This is a genomic window from Actinoplanes sp. TFC3 (assembly GCF_001553785.1).
Taxonomy (GTDB): domain Bacteria; phylum Actinomycetota; class Actinomycetes; order Mycobacteriales; family Micromonosporaceae; genus Actinoplanes.
Genome location: NZ_LOJP01000001.1, coordinates 1,949,584 through 1,967,859, shown reverse-complemented (window position 1 = coordinate 1,967,859; position 18,276 = coordinate 1,949,584). Strand labels below are relative to the sequence as shown.

19 protein-coding genes and 2 pseudogenes are annotated in these 18,276 nt (G+C 67.8%); 8 read left to right on the top strand and 13 right to left on the bottom strand.

Annotation, left to right across the window (positions count from 1 at the left end; translation table 11 throughout):
* Positions 1-25: 25 nt before the first annotated feature.
* A complete protein-coding gene (locus tag TFC3_RS09040; RefSeq protein WP_067498052.1) occupies positions 26-412 on the top strand; it encodes a VOC family protein in 387 nt (128 codons plus the stop codon).
* Here TFC3_RS09040 and TFC3_RS09035 read toward each other — a convergent pair.
* The 11 genes and pseudogenes from TFC3_RS09035 to TFC3_RS08990 form a co-directional block, all read right to left on the bottom strand.
* Positions 401-799, bottom strand: coding sequence for a hypothetical protein (locus TFC3_RS09035; protein WP_153040153.1), 399 nt, complete (start codon positions 797-799; stop codon positions 401-403). The genes TFC3_RS09040 and TFC3_RS09035 overlap by 12 nt on opposite strands.
* Positions 741-1,937, bottom strand: a complete 1,197-nt coding sequence (locus TFC3_RS35475; RefSeq protein ID WP_201787132.1) for an AAA family ATPase — start codon at positions 1,935-1,937, stop codon at positions 741-743. The genes TFC3_RS09035 and TFC3_RS35475 overlap by 59 nt, the downstream gene beginning before the upstream one ends.
* A gap of 27 nt (positions 1,938-1,964) precedes the next feature.
* Positions 1,965-2,111: pseudogene (locus TFC3_RS40425) on the bottom strand (AAA family ATPase); the annotation flags it as partial.
* Between the two features lie 71 nt (positions 2,112-2,182).
* Entirely contained in the window at positions 2,183-3,031 is an 849-nt protein-coding gene (locus TFC3_RS09025) for a LysR family transcriptional regulator (protein ID WP_067498042.1), read from the bottom strand.
* A gap of 239 nt (positions 3,032-3,270) precedes the next feature.
* The gene (locus tag TFC3_RS09020; RefSeq protein WP_067498039.1) at positions 3,271-4,710 is read right to left on the bottom strand and encodes an NAD(P)/FAD-dependent oxidoreductase; all 1,440 of its coding nucleotides are present in this window, start codon (positions 4,708-4,710) and stop codon (positions 3,271-3,273) included.
* A complete protein-coding gene (locus TFC3_RS09015) occupies positions 4,707-5,801 on the bottom strand; it encodes a glycosyltransferase family 2 protein (RefSeq protein WP_067498037.1) in 1,095 nt (364 codons plus the stop codon). The genes TFC3_RS09020 and TFC3_RS09015 overlap by 4 nt, the downstream gene beginning before the upstream one ends.
* On the bottom strand, positions 5,798-6,604 hold the full coding sequence (locus TFC3_RS09010) for a carotenoid biosynthesis protein (RefSeq protein ID WP_067498034.1): 807 nt from the start codon (positions 6,602-6,604) through the stop codon (positions 5,798-5,800). The genes TFC3_RS09015 and TFC3_RS09010 overlap by 4 nt, the downstream gene beginning before the upstream one ends.
* Entirely contained in the window at positions 6,605-7,186 is a 582-nt protein-coding gene (locus TFC3_RS09005) for a GNAT family N-acetyltransferase (protein ID WP_067498032.1), read from the bottom strand.
* Positions 7,183-7,947, bottom strand: coding sequence for a monooxygenase (locus TFC3_RS09000; RefSeq protein ID WP_067498029.1), 765 nt, complete (start codon positions 7,945-7,947; stop codon positions 7,183-7,185). The genes TFC3_RS09005 and TFC3_RS09000 overlap by 4 nt, the downstream gene beginning before the upstream one ends.
* A 9-nt stretch (positions 7,948-7,956) precedes the next feature.
* Positions 7,957-9,492 carry a glycosyltransferase family 39 protein gene (locus tag TFC3_RS08995; protein WP_153040152.1) on the bottom strand — a complete coding sequence of 512 codons (1,536 nt, stop codon included), beginning with the start codon at positions 9,490-9,492 and terminating at the stop codon, positions 7,957-7,959.
* A gap of 39 nt (positions 9,493-9,531) precedes the next feature.
* Positions 9,532-10,245 (bottom strand): TetR/AcrR family transcriptional regulator, encoded by a 714-nt coding sequence (locus TFC3_RS08990; RefSeq protein ID WP_067498023.1) that lies wholly within the window; start codon positions 10,243-10,245, stop codon positions 9,532-9,534.
* Here TFC3_RS08990 and TFC3_RS08985 point away from each other — a divergent pair.
* Entirely contained in the window at positions 10,244-11,050 is an 807-nt protein-coding gene (locus TFC3_RS08985; protein ID WP_067498019.1) for an alpha/beta fold hydrolase, read from the top strand. The two genes, TFC3_RS08990 and TFC3_RS08985, sit on opposite strands and share 2 nt — an antisense overlap.
* Here TFC3_RS08985 and TFC3_RS08980 read toward each other — a convergent pair.
* On the bottom strand, positions 11,040-11,957 hold the full coding sequence (locus tag TFC3_RS08980; RefSeq protein ID WP_067498016.1) for an NADP-dependent oxidoreductase: 918 nt from the start codon (positions 11,955-11,957) through the stop codon (positions 11,040-11,042). The genes TFC3_RS08985 and TFC3_RS08980 overlap by 11 nt on opposite strands.
* A 43-nt stretch (positions 11,958-12,000) precedes the next feature.
* On the opposite strand from TFC3_RS08980, the gene TFC3_RS08975 reads away from it, so the two are divergent.
* Positions 12,001-12,432 (top strand): MarR family winged helix-turn-helix transcriptional regulator, encoded by a 432-nt coding sequence (locus tag TFC3_RS08975; protein WP_082771935.1) that lies wholly within the window; start codon positions 12,001-12,003, stop codon positions 12,430-12,432.
* On the opposite strand, the gene TFC3_RS08970 is transcribed toward TFC3_RS08975, so the two are convergent.
* On the bottom strand, positions 12,429-13,247 hold the full coding sequence (locus TFC3_RS08970) for a DUF72 domain-containing protein (protein ID WP_067506283.1): 819 nt from the start codon (positions 13,245-13,247) through the stop codon (positions 12,429-12,431). The genes TFC3_RS08975 and TFC3_RS08970 overlap by 4 nt on opposite strands.
* 187 nt (positions 13,248-13,434) lie before the next feature.
* On the opposite strand from TFC3_RS08970, the gene TFC3_RS37870 reads away from it, so the two are divergent.
* The 5 genes and pseudogenes from TFC3_RS37870 to TFC3_RS35470 all read left to right on the top strand — a co-directional run.
* Positions 13,435-13,593 (top strand): hypothetical protein, encoded by a 159-nt coding sequence (locus TFC3_RS37870; RefSeq protein WP_161952554.1) that lies wholly within the window; start codon positions 13,435-13,437, stop codon positions 13,591-13,593.
* A gap of 35 nt (positions 13,594-13,628) precedes the next feature.
* On the top strand, positions 13,629-14,465 hold the full coding sequence (locus TFC3_RS08965) for an SDR family NAD(P)-dependent oxidoreductase (RefSeq protein ID WP_173745310.1): 837 nt from the start codon (positions 13,629-13,631) through the stop codon (positions 14,463-14,465).
* A gap of 76 nt (positions 14,466-14,541) precedes the next feature.
* A complete protein-coding gene (locus TFC3_RS08960) occupies positions 14,542-15,843 on the top strand; it encodes a ferric reductase-like transmembrane domain-containing protein (RefSeq protein WP_067498010.1) in 1,302 nt (433 codons plus the stop codon).
* Between the two features lie 985 nt (positions 15,844-16,828).
* Entirely contained in the window at positions 16,829-17,290 is a 462-nt protein-coding gene (locus TFC3_RS08955) for an SAV_6107 family HEPN domain-containing protein (RefSeq protein WP_067498007.1), read from the top strand.
* Positions 17,291-17,590: 300 nt separating this feature from the next.
* Positions 17,591-18,276 (top strand): annotated as a pseudogene (locus tag TFC3_RS35470) (hypothetical protein); the annotation flags it as partial.

Sequence of the window (18,276 nt, the reverse complement as noted above, 5' to 3'; positions counted from 1 at the left end):
GCGAAACAGAATCTGGTGTGGAGCCGTGCAGATCGACCTGGTCGCGATTGTGGTTGAGGACTACGACCCCGCCATCGAGTTCTTCACCCAAGCCCTCGGCTTCGAACTCATCGAGGACTCCCCGTCACTGACAAACGACGGCCGGCCCAAACGCTGGGTAGTGGTCCGCCCGCCCGGCGCCCAAACCGCAATCCTGCTCGCCCAAGCCGATGGCAACCACCAACACGAAGCAATAGGAAACCAAGCAGCCGGCCGCGTCGGCTTCTTTCTGCGCACCACCACCTTCGAGGCCACCTACGCCCGAATGGTCGCCGCCGGCGTGACCTTCCTGACCGAACCCCGAACCGAGCCGTACGGCAGAGTAGCCGTCTTCCGCGACATCGCCGGCAACAAGTGGGACCTACTCGGCTGAGGCTTCTGTTGTAACGAGAAGGGCATCACGGACCTGCTGATCGAGCAGCAGCCGCACTGTGTCGGGGACGTCCGCAAAGACCACGGCGGCGCCGGGTTGTTGCACCTGACGGAGCACAGCCTGGCACACGTCCGCGCACGGTTGTTCCCGAATCATGTGAAGCAGGCGGCCCGGCTCGTAGAGGTTTTCGCCCCGGACGGCACCTGACCACTCGCGCAGGCAGAGAACGACCACCTGGTAGACGTTCTGCCGGGCCTTGGCCAACGAGAACCGGTTGAGTCCGCAGACGTCTATGGTTTGTCGGCCTTTCTCCGTCAGCGGACGATACTCACCCACCAGCAAAGACAGGCTCAGGTGCTCGAAGGGATCTTCGGTCGTCGGATCCACCAGTAACGGCAGGCCGTGTTCGTCGAGCGGAAAGCGATCGCGTTTTTGGTGGCTGTTGCAGTGTGAGCAGGCCAATAGATGATTGAGCCAGTCGAAGGCGCGCAGCGGCGGCTTCCAGATCCACTAGCTCCCGGCGCAAACGCACGGCCTTCTCCGAGTAAGGCGTGTCCAACCCGAACAGTTCGGACATGACAGCGTCGTCGCCACTGCCGTACACAATTCGTTCGTACAGGTCCTGATCAACGATGTGAGCCGGTTCGTTCTCGTCGGGGCCGGGTAGGCGAATAAGCCCGCGTTCGTCGGCCGCCTGACAGATGTACGGGCTGTGGGTGGTGACGATGAATTGCGTCTGCGGGAAATGGCGTTTCAGCCAGCCGCCGATGCGCTTCTGCCAGGAGACGTGCAGGTGGGCGTCGATCTCATCGATGATGACGACACCCGGCGCAGCGATGACCGTTGCGCCGTCCGCCTTGCTTGAGTCAAGGGCGCCGTAAGCGTCGTATATCTGCTTCAGGAGATCCACCACGAGCGCGGTGACCGTGCGGTAGCCGTCGCTCATCTCCCGCAGGGGGAAACGGTGGCCGTGCCGCTCGACCCACAGTCCCTCGGAATCGACCTTCTGGATCCTGTACCCGTCGGGCAGGAGCTCATCGCCGAGAACAGCCAAGGCCACGTTCTTCAGCTTGTCGGCGCCAGGACGCTTTTCGAGGGACCTGAGGTGCTGTTCAATAAGCCAGGTCACGCCTTCGGCCAGCGGCGCATCCTCGTGGAACAAGCTTGTCATTCGCGCTGCTGGACCGCGACTCAGCGTCAGCCGTTGGGCGTCTCCTGATCCGCCCGCGAGTCGCCGGAACGGGCCGTAGGCAGCGCAGAACCAGCCAACGGGATTGTCGAGCCACGGACCGTTGTGCGCTGTCGCCTCGTCTTCGGGGAAACCACCGGTGAGCGAGGGCTGGACAATGCGCACAGTGGGCGGTGACTCGAGGGGCATCAACCAATTGAGGGATGCATCAAGCGATTCGCCATTGAGCCGCGGCTCTGGTGTGCCGAAGCGGTCGATGCCCGTTTCGTGGGTAAGGCGCACTCTCACAGAAGCGTGGCGTGCGCCGACGGAAACCCAGTTGCTGAAGTCGGGCACCAAGTTCCGGGCTACAGCGGGGCCTCCAACAGCCAAGGCGATAGCCCGCAACAGTGACGTTTTCCCAGACCCATTGCGACCGGCGAGAACGGTCCAGCCGGACAGAGATCCGCCGGGGCGGGTGAGGTCAAGCAAAACCGTGCGGGCGTCATGGAATCCCCGTACGTTTCGCAGCTCGATCTCTTTGATGTAACACCCGGCACTCCTTTGCCCGCCAGTTCGACCAGCCTATGCCAAGCTCACCGCTACAGGCTGGTTGCGGTTCGGATCAGGTCGGCGACTGCTTTTGATCGGCTGTGCGGGGGCCAGGCGATCAGGGTTGTCACCGGTGGGGCGTCCAGGATCGGGACGGTGGCGACGTTGTCGCGGAGTTGGGAGCGCACCGATTCCGGGGCGAGGAACATTGTGCGGCCCAGGCTGATCAGTTGCAGGAGCTGGGTGTGGTTGTGGACTTCGGGGCCGGGGCCTTGCGGGTAGCTGCCGTCTCGGCGGGGCCAGCGGGGCATCGGCAGGTCCGGCAGGTCGGTGAGGTCGGCCAGGCGCAGGTGGGCTCTGGTGGTGAGAGGGTGCCCGGCCGGGAGGACGGCGACCTGGCCTTCGGTGGACAGTTCCTCGGTGTCGAAGCCCGTTGCGTCGTCGAAGGGATGGTGCAGGAAGGCCACATCGGCGCGGCCGTCGCGGAGCAGCGTTTCCTGTTCTCCCGGGCCGCAGAGGAGCATCTCCACCTGAGCAGCGTCGGGTGAAGCCGCGTACGCGTCCAGGAGTTTGGCCAGCAGCTCGGCGGAGGCTGCGGCTTTAACAGCCAGGACGATGCTCGGGTGGGCCTGGGTCGTGGCGCCGGCGCGGCGGGTGCGGTGTTCGGCGGCTTCGACGGCGTCGAGGGCTGCGCGGCCCTCGTGCAGCAGGACCGTTCCGGCTTCGGTGAGGGCCACTTTGTGGCTGGTGCGGTCGAACAGCGTGGTACCCAGGCGGCGTTCGAGCTGCTGGATGGCTCGCGACAGCGGGGGCTGGGCCATGCCGAGACGTTGGGCGGCCCGGCCGAAGTGCAGCTCTTCAGCGACGGCAACGAAGAACCGCAGTTCGCGAGTTTCCACCAGGTGAGCCTACAAGCCGCCGGTAACGCTGCGTTGTGGCGATGTCGCCGAGCCCCACACGACGTCACCAGCAATTAGTGAAGGTTCCAAACGCTACGCGTGGGCGCCCACGCGGTACCCGAACCGCGTGTGACCTTGCAACCGCAGGTCTTGCCGGAGTCCATAGGGCTCGTGATGGTGAGCGGAATCAGCGACCAGCGGCGTTGCGGAAACCAGCAATCCCGGCGGCGACGGGGAATTCAAGCCGGCCCGATCCCGTCCGCGACGATCTTGGCGGACAGCGTCACCATCGGTAACCCTCCACCCGGGTGCGCCGACCCGCCCACCAGGTACAACCCGTCGACCGGGCCGCGGTTGGCCGGTCGCAGCAGACCTCCGGCCGTACCGTAAATGGCACCGCCGGGAGCCGCAGTTGCCGCAGCCAGATCGGCGGGCGTGCGGGTTTCCAGGAACCGCACCCGGTCGCGGACGTCGAGACCGCGCGCGGCCAGCACGCCCAGCAAATGGTCTGCGTAAGCCGACGCCAACCCGGGCCTCTGCCAGTCCACCGCACCCGCCGCCGTGCCGTGCCGGGGGGCGTTGACCAGCACGAACCACGCCTCGGCGCCGGGGGGATGGACGGCGGAGTCGGCGGCTCGGGTGATGAAGATGGCCGGGTGGGAGGCCGGTCGGGCGCGGCGGCCTTGCGCGGGGTTGCCGAAGACGGCGTTGAACTCCGCGTTGTAGTTGCGGGGGAAGAACACTGTGTGATGGGCGAGCTGGGGTGTTGACCCTTCGACGCCGAGGAGCATGACGAATCCGGCGAGGCTGCGGTCGGACAACGTCGCCAGGCGGGACGGCGTGGGCAGCAGCGTGCGGTACAGGGTGGCCGCGTCCACATCGGAGACGACGATGTCCGCCGGTTCGAAGGTGCCGGCGGCGACAACCCCGGTCACCTGACCCGCGACCGTGGTGATCGACGTGACCGGCGACGACGTCACGATCCGCACGCCGAGCGCAGCGCACCGGGAGGACAGCGCCGGAGCCAGCACACCGAGGCCGCCCGGCAGGTACCAACCGCCGAAGGCCAGCTCCGCGTACGGCACAGCTGCCAGCGCGGCGGGCGCCCGCCGGGGATCGGCGCCGGTGTACGTGGCGTAGCGATCAAGCAGCATCCGTAACCGCCAGTCACGCAGATACCGATACCCGAGCCCGCGCAGTGACCGCCCCGGCGCAATAGCCAGCAGGTCCGGTACCCGCCACGACAGCCGGGCCAGCGTGCTCGCGGACACCTCCCGCTGCAGTACGGAGTGCCACGACGCGTTCCAAATTCGTTGCGCGCGAGCCCAGAACCGCGACCAATCGGCGGCTGCGGCGGCCCCGAAAGCGTCGGCAATTCGTTCGCGGAACACGTCCGGATCCGACGACGAATCCAGCACCGAACCGTCGGGGAAAACGTGGCGCACCACCGGATCCAACGCCTCGGTGTCGAGATGCAGACCCAGGTCGGCGAACACCTGCGGCAGAGTCAACAGGCTCGGTCCGGTGTCGAACAGAAAGCCGTCACGCTCGTACCGGCCCAGTTTGCCGCCGAGCGTGGGCGCGCTTTCATGCACAGTGACCGTGTGTCCGGCCTCGGCGAGCCGGATCGCCGAGGCAAGCCCGCCAACGCCCGCGCCGACCACCACGATTGTGCTCATACCGTTCGCCCTCGCCAGGTCAGTTGCCCGCGGCGGCGGCGCCGGAACGAGCGCATCACCAGCCCCGCGAACAGCACGATCGAGATCGGCTGGGCCAGCGGGTCGGGCCAGATCCGCCCGCCCGTCGCGGCCGCCGTGATCATTCTTCCGGCAACACCCATCCCGTACGCACAAAGCGCCATCGCCGCCTGCTCCCACCGCCCGGCGATCGCGAACCCGGCGGCGGCAACGGGCGGGGCGGCGTACAGCAAAAGCAGCATGGCCACGACGGCGGTTGCCCCGGCCGGGGAGCCGAACGAGGCCCACAGCGACTTGCTGTAACCGTCGGCGAGCTCCCGCCACGAGGAGTACATGAGACAGCCGGCCAGGCGGGACCCGTCGGCGATCGCGATCTGTCCGCCGCCACGTTTGACCGATCGGGCCAGCCCGATGTCCTCGAGCACATCGGCGCGCACCGACGCGTGCCCACCGGCCTGCTCATAACCGGCCCGGTCAACGACCAGCCACTGCCCACCGGCGGCCGCGAGCGAGGGTCGCGGGGAGCGTTCCATTGCCCGTACCGGAAGAAATGTCAGCCACGACCACTGCAGAAGTGGCTGTACGAGCCGACCGGCGCCCAGGATTTTCGGATACGGCGACAGCAGCGTCACCTGCGCCGATCGCAACAACGCCACGCCACCGGCGATCGCATCCGGCTCGAGAACCACGTCGGCGTCGACGAACACGAGCACGTCCGCACCGCTCGCCGCCGCGGCCAATTGGGCGCACGCGTGCGGCTTGCCCAACCATCCCGGCGGCAGCGGCTCACCGGTCAGCACGTGCACCTTGTCACCGGCCACCGCGCGGACCACCTCCGCGGTGCCGTCGGTGGAACCGTCGTCCAGCACGAAAATGTGCAACTCGGGGATGCCGCGCTGACCCAGCAACGACTCGAGGCACGGCGTCACCCGCTCGGCCTCGTCACGCAGTGGCAGCAGCACAGCAACGCGCTCGGTGACATTGGCTCCCCGCACCGGACGGCGCAGCCGAGCCGCATTGACGAGCGTGTGCCCGGTGAGCGCCACCCACGGCAGCACAGCGAGCCATGTCATGGGCGTCTTCGGACCAGTGGAAGGGCCAGCGGAAGGGCCAGCGGAAGGACCACTGCACCCATCAGAACGCCACCCCACAGCGCGGACCACGGCAGCCCGAGGAAGACCGCGTGGGCGAGCACGGAGGAAGCGTAGGTCCAGAGCCACAACGCGAGCATCGAAGCGTCTTCGGGCTGTTTCTCGCACGGCCCGACGGCGTAGCGCAGCACGACCATCAGGACCAGCGCGAACCCGAGCCAGCCGGCATAGTTGCCGATCGGAATGCCGGGTACGCCGGGCAGCGCCGGGGTGGGGGAGTTCCACGTCCAGTAGTGCTCGGCCACCATCTGCGGGTCGAGGAACAGGTCCCACGCGGCCAGCCCGAGCGCTGCCACCACCACGCGCGCCCACGCCGAGCGGGCCAGTCGCAGCGCCGCGAGCCAGGCCGGCCAGGCCATCCAGGTCCAGGCCAGCGGGATGATCAGCGGAACGCCGAGCACCTTGGGACCGAGTTGACCGGAGTAGTTGTACGTACCGAAAGGAAAGCCGGTAGCAACCCCGATCGCCTCCACCGCAAACCCACCGAGCGTGGCCGTGGCAACCAGCGCTACCGCCGCCCGCGCCCCCCGGCTCCAAGCCGCGTGCGCCACCGACAGCAGGTAGCCGAGCAGCACCGTCAGCACCGTCATCGCGGCCCGCACCGAACCACTGGTCAGCGGGTAGCTGATCTGCACCAGGATCAGCAGCCCGAGCAACGCCCAGAGGCCCCTGCCGGTCTTGGCGACAGTGGAGAACCTCTGCGACGCCAGGGAGGTGGACAGCATTCAGATGCCGACGATCCTCGGGGCGTCCTCGGCCGGCGCGCGCTCGGTCAACGGCAGTTCGCGGCCCAGGATCGCGAACGCCCGCTCGTCGCCGGGAAAGTAGAACTGCCGCAGCACATCCTCGAAGCCGAAGCGCCGATACAACCGCCACGCACGCGATTGCTGTTCATCGGCCTCCGGCGTCGACAGAAGAACAGTCTCGCCTTCGGCCATCGCGAGCAGCGCGCGCAACTGCCGGGCGCCGATGCCGTGACCTTGGGCGCTGGGCCGCACGTGCAGCTCGACGACCTCGAAGCAGTTGCCGAGCCAGCGGTGCCGGTCGGTGTCGTCGAGAGCGGACCGGACCTGGTCATGCCACCACTGTCCGGTGCCCGACGCGTAGCCGTAACCGAATCCGGCAAGCTGACCCTCGGTGGTCAACGTCGCCACCGCCCGGAACCCAGCCCGGCGCACATGCGCACCGATGTACCCGCGGCGCGTCTGCAACAGCTCGGAGCGGTAACCCATCGCCTCGCCGTACACGCTCACCACGTCGTCCAGCCGCCGGAGCATGTCGTCCGGTTGCCAGGGGACGAGCCTCATCGCTCTCCTTCCCGCCAGCCCAGCACGGCCCTGTCGCCGCTGATGTCCCGCACCGCAAACCGCGCGAACAAGTCCTCCGCATACCAGCCCACGGCCGCTGTCCGCTCGATCACCGCACGGTGCTCCGGCTGACGGTACGCGAACGTCGTCAGGTCCGCCGAGCTGCGCCACACACTCACGGTTCCCTGCCACCCCACGGGCGCCTCCCCGACCCCGAACCGCGCCAGCAACCCTGGAGATCCCGCCAGCTCCCTGGCAACCGGCGGCACGGCATTCCAGAACGTCAGAGCCTTGACCGCCCGCAACCGAGCCCGGGTCAAAGCCAGAACCATTTCCCCGGTACGTCCAAAGCCCCCGGCCGGCTCACCCGCATCTGTGCTGGCTGTTCCCGGTGGGCGGCTGGCCGGGCGGCGGCTGCTTTCCCCGAAGGGTTTCTGCCCCGACCAACCGCCGTGGCTCATGATCGGCGTCAGGTCGACACGGGCGCTGCTCTGCGCGAGCCGATCCCAGGCTGCGCCCACCACACCCAGGTCTCCGCCGTCCGCGGCATCCCAGGAGACCACTGCCGCGTACCGGGTCAGATCGGCGTCGCCCGGCCCGAAGCTCAGGCCGGTTCCGGTGCCGAGAAGCTTGCCGAACCGTACCCCCGGCAGGCGGCGCAACCGGCGCGGGTCGAGCGCCATCCGGGTGAGAGCGCCGCCCAGCGCACGCCGGGGGACTCGCCATACGTGCAGCGTGACCAGCGGCGGGGATGCGTTCATCCCTGAACGTTACTTCTTGATCAACTCCGACACCCACAGGCGGTGGAAGACCGTGCGTTGCGCCACGACGTAAAGGTCAGTGACAACCTTCTGCTGGTTTGCCGGGAGCGGGTCGAGCGGCTTGCCGGACGGGTCCGAGGACACCAGCCAGATGCGCTCGGTGGCGCCCAGGCACGCTCTGGTGTCACGGCAGGCGGGGTGCACCCACGAGTAGGCCTGGCCGGCGGGCTGGTCGACCAGGATTTCGCGGGGCTGCTGGGGCGCCGGCTCGTCACGCCATTCGTAGCGGAAACCGCGGTGCAGGTACGGGTAGCCGGTGAAGATGATGCCGTCGCCGGGTTGCTGGCGTTCGCGGATGAACGCGGCGGCCGCGCGGAACGAGTATTCGCTCTCCACGGCGTTACTGCGAACCTTCGCTTGCTGGTCCCACCCGGCGAAGGCGAGCCCGGCCGCCGCCACCACCGTCACCGCGGCGAGCGTGGTGACCGTTTCTGATCCGGCCAGCCGGCGTAGGGCGAACCCGCCGAGCAGAATCCACGCCGGCACCGTGAACAGCAGGTAGCGCGGGTAGAAGAAGTGAAACTCGTCGAACGTCACGTACGCGATCAGCGGCGGCAGCAGCGTCCACACCGCCAGGAATCCAGCCGTCCAGGCGCGCTTCTCGAACGCCGTCACGGCCAGCGCGCCCAGCCCCACGACGAGGAAGAACCCGGCAACCGCGAAGCTCATGAAGACCTCGCCGGGGAACTGCTGCACCCGCTCCCAGGTGGCGTCGGGGATCCACGAGATCTGCTTGCCTTGGCTCTGCCCGCGCAGCACGAGCGGCGAGATTGCCAGGACCGCCAGCAGCACCGCGGCCGGCCAGCCGGCCAAGGCCCGCTTCTTGGTGGTCAAGTACGCCCATAGAACCAGCACGAAATGCGCGGCGAGAGCCATCAATGCGACAACGTGGCTGCAGCCGATCCACGCCACCGCCACCGCGTACCCGAGCCAGCGCCAAACAGTGGGCCGTTCGATCGCGCGCAGCAACAACCACACCGCGGTCACCGAGGCAAGCATCGCCATTGCGTACGGGCGCGCTTCTTGGCCGTACCGGGAAATGACCGGAACGACCGGCACCAGAAGCCCTGCGACAAGACCTGTTGCCGGGTCGGACAGGCGTCGCCCGATCAGGGCGATGACGGCGGCGGCGAGGGCCATGAACAGGGCCGAGGGCAGGCGCAGGGCCGTCTCGGAGTCGCCGAAGATGGCGATCCAGCCGTGCATGAGCACGTAGTAGGGAAGCAGGACGACATCCACGGTTTCGACGAGCTTGCGCAGATCGCCGAAGGACAGCGTGCTGGCCCACCAGGTCGCGTTTTCGTCGCGCCATAATTGCCGGTCGCCGAGGCCGATCAGCATTACGATCAGGGTGACGACGAACGGGGGCAGGGCAATGCGCAGCGGCACCGATTCGCGCAGCCGCCGACCGGCGCTGGCCGGGGCCTCCTCGCCGCCGGCTACGTCACTGGTTGCGCTCGCGGACGTGGCGGTATCGGGGGCCATGGCGGGCACTCCGGAATGAAGAGCGGATGCGGAAGCTGTTCATCTTAGAGACATGCCCCGGGCAAGGACCTCGACGGCCTTGATGACGGCCGCGCGGGGAGCTTCGCGCCAATCGGGGGAGACGGGTTCCAGGCTGGTGGAAAGCGGATAGCGCTCGCGAAGATCGGGTAGCTGATTGTGGACCGCCAGCCACTGCGCCGGGTCGATCGTCTCGTAAGCAGCGGCGGTTTCGGCGCAGGAGCGCACCGTGGCGTACAGGATGGTGATTGCGGCGGGATTGCGGACTTTCCAGCGCTGAAAAATCTGCAGGAGCCGTTCGAGCCAGTCCTGTTCGTTGGGGCCTTGCGTTGCCTGGGACCAGGGCCGTGAGGCCAGCCATGGATGACGCAGGTACAACGCGAACAAGGCGAGGGCCCAGGCTTGCAGATCGGCAGCGAGATCAGGGCCCGGATCCGGCCATGACGGCAGAGCGCTCGCTTGGTCCTGCATGAGGGCGAGCAGGTTTTCCTTGGTTCCGACGTACGGATACAGCGCCATCGGCGTCTTCCCGAAACGCGCCGCTATCGAACGCGTGGAAACCGCGGCGAGCCCTCGATCGTCGGCGATCTCGATGCCGGCTGCGAGGAGCTCATCGAGGTCAAGCTGCTGACGGGGGCCGCGCCGAGGCGTCGGCAGGGTGGTGCCGCGATGACGCCAGAGGCGGCGTACGTGGTCGTCGTATACCATACTCCTTACACTATAAGGAGTTGTCATGGATGTGACCGTACTGGGCTCCGGGCCCGCTGTTCTGCTGCCAACCTCCATAGCTGCGGTCGATGGTCCGGCCGCCGAGGAAATGCGCGCGTGGGGCATGGATCCCAATGCCGGGCACACGATCGCCGCCACCCTCGTGGAAGCCGGCTTTCAAGTGATTGCCGTCGACTACGAGAAGGAACTCACCGATTATCCGAAGCCGGACACCCTGACTGCGGACCACCTGGCGGCCGGCTTGCTGGCTGTCGCCGATCAGGCCGGGGTGGACCGCTTCGCCTGTTACGGCTATTCGTGGCTCGCGCTCGCCGGGCTGCAACTCGCCATTCGCACCGACCGGCTGACCGCGCTGGCGATGGGCGGCTTCCCGCCGCTCGGTGCGCCCTATGGCCCGATGCTTGCCGTCACGAAAGCGGCTTATCAGGCAGCCCTGGAGAACAAGCCGGCGCCGGAGAACGTCGAGCCCGGCGACTGGGACGCCGCGGGTATCTCCCGGACCCCCGACCAGACCCGCCAATACGTCACGCTCTACGAATCCCTGCAAAACTTCGACGAGCGAGAAGCCCTCTCCCGGGTACGACCACAGCGCCTCGTTTTCGCCGGTGAGAACGACAACATCGACTACGGCCCGAAGTGGGGCGACACCCGGGTGGCCATCGCCGAGCCGCTGCGCGAGTACGCGGCCGAACTCGGCGAGCGCGGCTGGATCGTACGGCTGATTCCCGGGGCTGATCATCTCAAAGCCATGCATGCCGCTCAGGTCCTGCCGATTCTGCTGCCTTTCCTGCGCGACGCCCTCAGGGAATGAGCACGATCTTGCCGCGGGTGTGCCGCTTCTCCAGTTCGGTGAAGGCTTGCGCAACGGCCTGCAGCGGGTAGGTCGCGGCAATCGGGAATTCGAGGCTGCCGTCCGCCACGAGTTTCGCCATTTCGGCCATGACCCCGGGTGTCGAGGCCACCATGCTGCCCTCCGCCTTGACCCCCAGCTCCTCAGCCAGATCGAAGGCAATGATCGTGTTGATGCGATCCCGCGGCACCCCGAGGTCGATGGCCAGCCGCACATATCCGGGCCCGAAAAGGTCGATGAAAGCGTCCAGATCGCGTGGCAATCGCCCGGCCAGCCCATCGCCATAATGCACCGGCAGCACCCCGTGCGACGTCAGCCACTCGTCGTTGGCCGGCGACGCGATGCCCAGCACCTCGACCCCGCGTGCCCGCAGCATCTGCACCACCAGGACGCCCACCCCGCCGGCCGCCGCCGACACAGCAACCTTCTCCCCGGGCTGCGGATCAACAGCCCGGACCGCGGCGTACGCGGTGCAGCCCACGACATACAAGGAGCCGGCCACTTCCCAGCTCAGCTGCGCCGGCTTGCGGATCAGCTGGCTCACCGGAACGGCGGTGTGGGTGGCGTGGCTGGACCGGGTCCACGAGAACCCGAGCACCTCGTCACCCACCGCAAACTCGGTCACCCCGGGGCCGATTTTGATCACCACGCCGGCCAGGTCGCTGCCCTCGCCGGACGGGAAGGACGCGGGGAAACGGTTGTGCAGGGCGCCGGTGCGGATGCCGGCCTCACCCGGGTTGATCCCGGCCGCGCGAACCTCAACGAGCACCTCGCCGGCCGCGGGCTCCGGCATCGGGATGTCAGCGACGTAAAGAACGGACGGGGCGCCGTACCGGTCGAATCGCACGGCTTGTGCAGTGTTCTTCATACCTTAGATCTTAAGCACTAATAACCTCAGTACTATAGAGCTTGTGGACCTGCTCACGTTGTTCGACGACCTGGTACGAGTCGAGATTCAGCTCTGGAACGCCCTGGACGCCCGCTTACGCGCGGAGTGCGATGTGCCGCTGGGCTCGCTGAAGGTTCTGCGAGTGATCGCGGAAACCCCCGAATGCCGGGTCCAAGAGGTAGCCGGCGCGCTGACCATCACGGTCGGTGGAGCCAGCCAGTCCGTCGACCGCCTCGAACGCCGCCAGCTATGCGTCCGCACGCCCCACCCTCGAAACCGGCGTTCCTCAGTGCTCGAACTGACCGAGGCGGGGCGGCGGCTGCTGGCGGAAGGAAACGCGGTGCAAAAGCGGCATTTGCGGGAGGTGCTGGGGGAGGCGCTGACCGCCGAGGACCGGGAACGGCTCGGCAAGATTCTGCAGGCGCTGCAGGGCGGGGCCGCTTCCGCGCCTTAGAACAGGGTGACCGGTGCCGGTTCGGGTAAGGGTTCGAGGGCGGGGACCTGGGCCCGTACCTCTTCGTGGAAACGGCGGGCGAGGGGTAGGGCTTCGGCGTTGTCCGGGGTGTGGATGAAAATTGTGGGGGAGCGGCCTTCGCGCAGCCATTCCGCGGTTCTGGACACCCAGCGCTGCCATCCTTCGACCGTTTTGGTGGTGTCGTCGCGGCCCAGATAGCGCACGATGGGCTGGTCGGTAAGGGCGTTGGTTCGCAATGGCATGCGAGGCTTTCTGGTCCAGGCGTCGCGTTCGGCGTCGCTGGCCGGCAGATCGGTGAACAACGCAGTTGTGTCGAAGGGGACCCATTCGGCGTTGACGGTGGCCAGGGTTTCTTCGAGGGCTTGGGGCTTGTCGAAGAAGTCGCGGTGACGCACTTCCACGGCGTACCGGTAATGCTGCGGCAGCCGGCGCAGGAATCGGGCGAGAGTATCCAGGTCGGCCGGGCCGAACGAGCCGGGAAGCTGGATCCAGATGGCGTGGGCGCGGGGCCCGAGCGGTTCGATGGCGTCGAGGAACGCCCGCATTTCCAGGGCCACGTCGCCGAGGCGGCGCTCGTGCGTGACGATTTTGGGTAGCTTGGCCACGAACCGGAAATCGGAGCCGGTCTGCTCCGCCCATGACATGACAGTGGACCGCGGCGGCGTCGCGTAGAACGTGGTGTTGCCTTCGACGGCATTGCAATACCCGGCGTAGGAGCGCAGCCGTTCGTGCGGGCTTTGCGGCTGCGCCCAAGCCTTGTGGGTCCACTGCGCACAACCGACATGAAGACGCATTCGCCAACGGTAACGGCCGGGGCCGGCCACCCGGGAATCGGGCACGTGACGTACAGGTCAGCCCGCGAGATGCCGGTGCAGGAACCGGCGGTACGGCCGGCTGCTCCGGCAGCAGTGGAAGAACCGCTGGCCGCCATCTACCCTGGGCCACCAAGCATGCTGGCACCCAGGTCTTCGAGAGCCAACGATGAGCATCAGCGTCGCCCAGGCGGCGGCCTTCTTCCGCGACGTTGTCCGGCACCGAACGGGTTGGGATTTTACCGTTGACGAGGTGAACAACCGGCTGGCTCACGCTCTTGGTAAGGCGGGCGGCGTTGATCCGGTAGGCCGGGCGCAGGATGGGTAGGACAGCGTCAGCGGCTGGCGGAGAGTGGGGCAGGGATGCGGACGATTGTGGTTACCGGGGCGAGTTCCGGCGTGGGGTTCGAGGCCGCTAAGCAATTGGCCGCGCTGGGCGATCAGGTGATCGCGGTGGGGCGGGATCCCGGCCGTTTGGGGGCTGCCATGGCCGAGATTCGCCGGGTGGCTCGGGGGCCGGAGCCCGATGAGGTGCGAGCGGATTTCGAGTCGCTGGCCGATGTGCGCCGGGTTGCCGATCACGTGCTGGCGACGTACCCGAAAATCGACGTCCTGGCCAACAATGCCGGCGGCATGCTGGGGGCTTATCGCAAAACCGTTGATGGCTTCGAGGCGACCGCCCAGAGCAACCATCTCGGCCCGTTTCTGCTCGCCAATCTGTTGCGGGAGCGGCTGCGCGGCGGCCGGATCGTGTCGACGGCGTCCGAGGCGCACCGGCGGGCCCGCGTCGACCCTGATGATTTCACCGGGGACGCGTCGTCATGGAGTTCGTGGGGGTCCTACGGGGCGGCTAAGGGCGAGAACATTTTGTTCGCGGCCGAGGCGGCGCGGCGGTGGCCGGATGTGCTGTCGGTTTCCTTTCATCCGGGTGTCGTTCGCAGCAATTTCGGGGCCGGTAAGGCGGTCCGGTTCTTCTGGCGGGTGTGGCCGTTCATGACCAGCTCGAAGGAGGCGGGGGAGCTGCTCACGTGGCTTGCCACCGCACCCGCAACCGAGCTGACCGACGGGGCTTATTACCTCGGGCACAAGGTCAAAGACCCGCGACCGTGGGTGACCGATCCGGAGCTGGCCGCGCGGCTGTGGGAGTCGAGCGCGCGAGCGGTCGGCTTAACGGAGACGGCCGGCGGGGCGGGTCGATAACCCTTATCCGCCGCGTTCATCATCTATCTCACTTGGGGCTCCCACCTGGGCTTCCGGCTTTGTAGCGTGGCTGATCATGCTGCCCCGGATCGGTACCACGCCGCGCTGGTGGGCCGGCGCAGCCCGGTCCGCGGCGGGGCTCAGCCTGCTCGCGGTCACCGCGCTGTGGCTGGCCGGAGCGCCCGGATGGTCGCTGGGGGCGCTCGGGCGGCTCGCCGGGCTGTGGTCGGCCGGCCTGCTGCTCCTGCAGGTGCTGCTCATGGCCCGGATCCCGCTGGTCGAGCGCGCGTTCGGGCAGGACGCGCTGGCGCGCGGGCACCGGTGGACCGGGTTTTCGTCCTTCCTGCTGCTGGCCGCGCACATCGTGCTCGCTATTGTCACGCACAGTGAGTTCTGGACGTACCCGGGCCTGCTACCGGCGATCGGCGGAACGACCGCGCTGATCCTGGTGGTGCTCACCTCGCTGCGCTGGACGCGGCGCCGGCTGCGCTACGAGGCCTGGCACCTTTTGCACCTGTACGCGTACCTGGGTGTCGCGCTCGCTTTGCCGCACGAGATCTGGGCGGGAAGCGACTTCGCCGGTTCTTATGCGCGGGCTTACTGGCTCGCTTTGTATGCCCTGGCAGCCGGGAGCGTCATCGTTTTCCGGGTGCTCCGGCCGTTGTGGCGTACCGTCCGGCATCGCCTGGTCGTCGATCACGTCGTACCGGAAGCCCACGGGTTGGTTTCGGTGTATTTACGCGGCCGGAACCTGGATCGCCTTCCGGTGCGGGCCGGGCAGTTCTTCGTGTGGCGTTTCCTCGACGGACCTGGCTGGACGCGCGGCAACCCGTTCTCGTTGTCCGGCCCGCCAACCGGTAATCAATTACGCATCACGGTCAAGCAACTCGGTGACGGCAGTTCCCGGGTCGCCCGCCTCCAACCCGGCACGCGGGTGCTTATCGAAGGGCCTTACGGCAGGCTGACCGCGGAGTCCTATCGCGGCGGCCCGGTGACAATGCTGGCCTGCGGCGTCGGGATCACGCCGCTGCTGGCACTGCTGTGGGATTTACCGTACGGCCACAACCAAGCGACCCTGATCTATCGCGCACGCCATCCCGGCGAGGTCGCTTTCCTCGACGAGATCGAATGGCTGGCCGAACGCCGCGGGGTGCGGCTGGTGCCGTTGATCGGACCGCGCGCCCAGGCGACATCGTGGCTGCCGCTGGAATACGCCGACTACACCGATGCCGAAGCGCTGCGCGAATTGTCACCCGACATCACCGGCCACGACTTATATGTGTGCGGCCCGGATCTGTGGACCGAAGCGGTGCGCTCGGCTGCTCGATCGGCGGACGTTCCGGCGGGACAGGTGCACAGGGAACGATTCGGCTGGTGACCCGCATTCTTCTCTGGGTGCTGATGACGGCGCTGATCGTGGTGCTGCTGTTCCTCTATCAGCCCTGATCGCCTGGGCGCAGGCTCAGTCGGTGAGCATGACGAGTTGCCGGGTGGCCCGGGTCATGGCGACATAGCGGTCGACGTCATGGCGCAGTCACCGCGAAATCCGACAGCGGGGCCATCAAGGTGACGCTGAGCGAGCCCGCTTCGGTGACGGCCAAAGCTGGTAGCGGCAATGTCACGGTGACCGTTCCGCCCGGTCCGTGCCAGGTCAAGGCGCACAGCGGTTCGGGCGGCTAGAGCAAGAGCCGCTACCTCGCCAGATCTGGAGACCGCCAGCGGCACCATCTCCCTCGCCACCGCCTGATCCCCGTTCGCCTTGCATTTTTGTCAGAGGGGGGTGCTAGTCTTCCAGGAGTTAGAACGAGTGTTCGATTGGTTCGAACGACTGTTCCAGCCGGTGTCTGCTGCGGCCTCGGGCCTGCCGCAGACGGGGCCGGGGCGATCGGCGGCAGGTCGAACGGTCGGGCTGACTACGGGAGCCATGTTCGCGGCAGGCTCCCACGGGTGCGGCACCCGCGAAGTGTCGTACCAGGTCCCGGGCATTCGCGGGCCCGAGACCGAGACCAGGCAGGACCGTCGTCCGCCGCCCACGACCCCCGGGCGGCGGACGACGGGCCCGCCGGCGCAAGTCCGGCCGGGTGTGGTGTGGGGAAGCTTCACACCCGGCCGGCACCGCCGCTGTGCTTCCTCCGCAGCGGATCGGGCCGTCGCCTCACAAGGCGCCGGCCAGCACGTCGGATGCGACACGCGAGGAGAGAGCCATGGGGAGCAACCCGGCAGCGAGCCTGAGACAACCACCTGGCATGCCCAGTTTGTGGGATGCCGCAAGCCACGACGCCGTCTCTGATGCTGTGCCTGCCCCGCGTGACCCCGGCGAGCGCGAGTCTCGGGCAGGCGCGCCCCGGCAGATCGGACCTCCGGTGTACGGGCACGCGCCCACGGCCGGCGCCCAGCCATCCCCGACGATCCCGGCCAACCTGCTGCCCAACCGCACCCCGGCCCAACTGCTGGCAATCGCGCACGAGGGCCTGCGGGAAGCCGCCCGAACCCGGCCTGACGGCTTGCGGTACGCGGCTGCCCACCTGGCCGCCCTGCGCGCCGCTGCTGCTGTGCTCGCGGCCCGTGCCCGGCCGGCTGCTCCGACCCGGCGCAATCAGGTGACCAGCGTGTGGTCGTTGCTGGTGCTGGTGGCCCCGGAGTTCGGGGACTGGGCTACTTACTTCGCCCTCGGCGCTACCAAACGGGCGGCTGCGGAGGCGGGCATTCCGCGGGTGGTGACCAGCCGCGAGGCTGATGACTTGCTGCGCGCGGCCGAGAGTTTTGTGGGGCAGGTGCAGGAGGCGTTGGGGGTCAGCTTTCAGCCCCGGCTTGAGGCCGCTTGACGACTGATGGTGTGGGTGGACTCGGCGCGGTTGGTGGTAGCCGGGCCTTCGGCGGGCTTGTACCTGGGCCGGTGGTGGTTGGGCTTTGCCGCCGATGGTTGTTGAGTTCTGATCGTCGGCGGTTTGAGTTCCGGCTGACGTTGGTCTTCACGTCCGGTTGCTGACGGCCTTCACGTTCTGGCTGCTGGCGGTTTAAGTCTTAGCGCCTGGTGGGCCTCACTTCCTGTGGGCGTCAGCCTTCGAGATTTTGGCTTGGCCATGAAGATCAACTTCGATGTGGTGTACAGCGGGGCGGAGACAATGGCCGGGCGCATGATCAACGGTGCGGCGGCCCTTGCTGAGCTGGTACGGCCTGCCGGGGAGACCGACGCCGGAGGGCTGCAGCGGGTGCTGCCGGTGCTTTCCGAGCTGGGCGGTTTGCTGCCGTGGCGAGGACTGCAGCGCGGAAGCACCGTGGCTGTGGGTCTTACTTACGAGAGTCCGCCTCGGCGGGTAGCCCAGGAAAGCTATGTGGGCGGCACCCGGCGCGCTCGCGAAGGTACACGGGCTGGGGTTGCCTGGGGACAGCGAGCGCCGGTTGCCGAAGTGGGAAGCAACGGGGGCACCTCCCTGCTCCTGGCTCTTCTCTCCGCCGCCTCGCACGCCGGGTCCTGGTGCGCGGTGGTGGGAGTGCCGGCGCTCGGGGCGCTGGCTGCCGCGGAAAGTGGGGTAGCCCTCGACCGGTTGGCTTTGGTTCCTGACCCGGGACCGGAGTGGCCCACGGTGGTGGCGGCGCTGATCGACGGCGTGGACGTCGTGGTACTTGCTGTTCCCGGCCAGGTTTCCCCTTTGATCACCAGCCGGTTGGTGGCCCGGGCCCGGCAACGGGGGTGCGTACTCGTCCCCTATGGACGCTGGGACGGCGCCGATGTCACGTTGCAAGTCACCCAGGGGCAGTGGGAGGGGCTTGCGGAGGGGCGCGGGCGGTTGCGGCGGCGGCGGGTGAC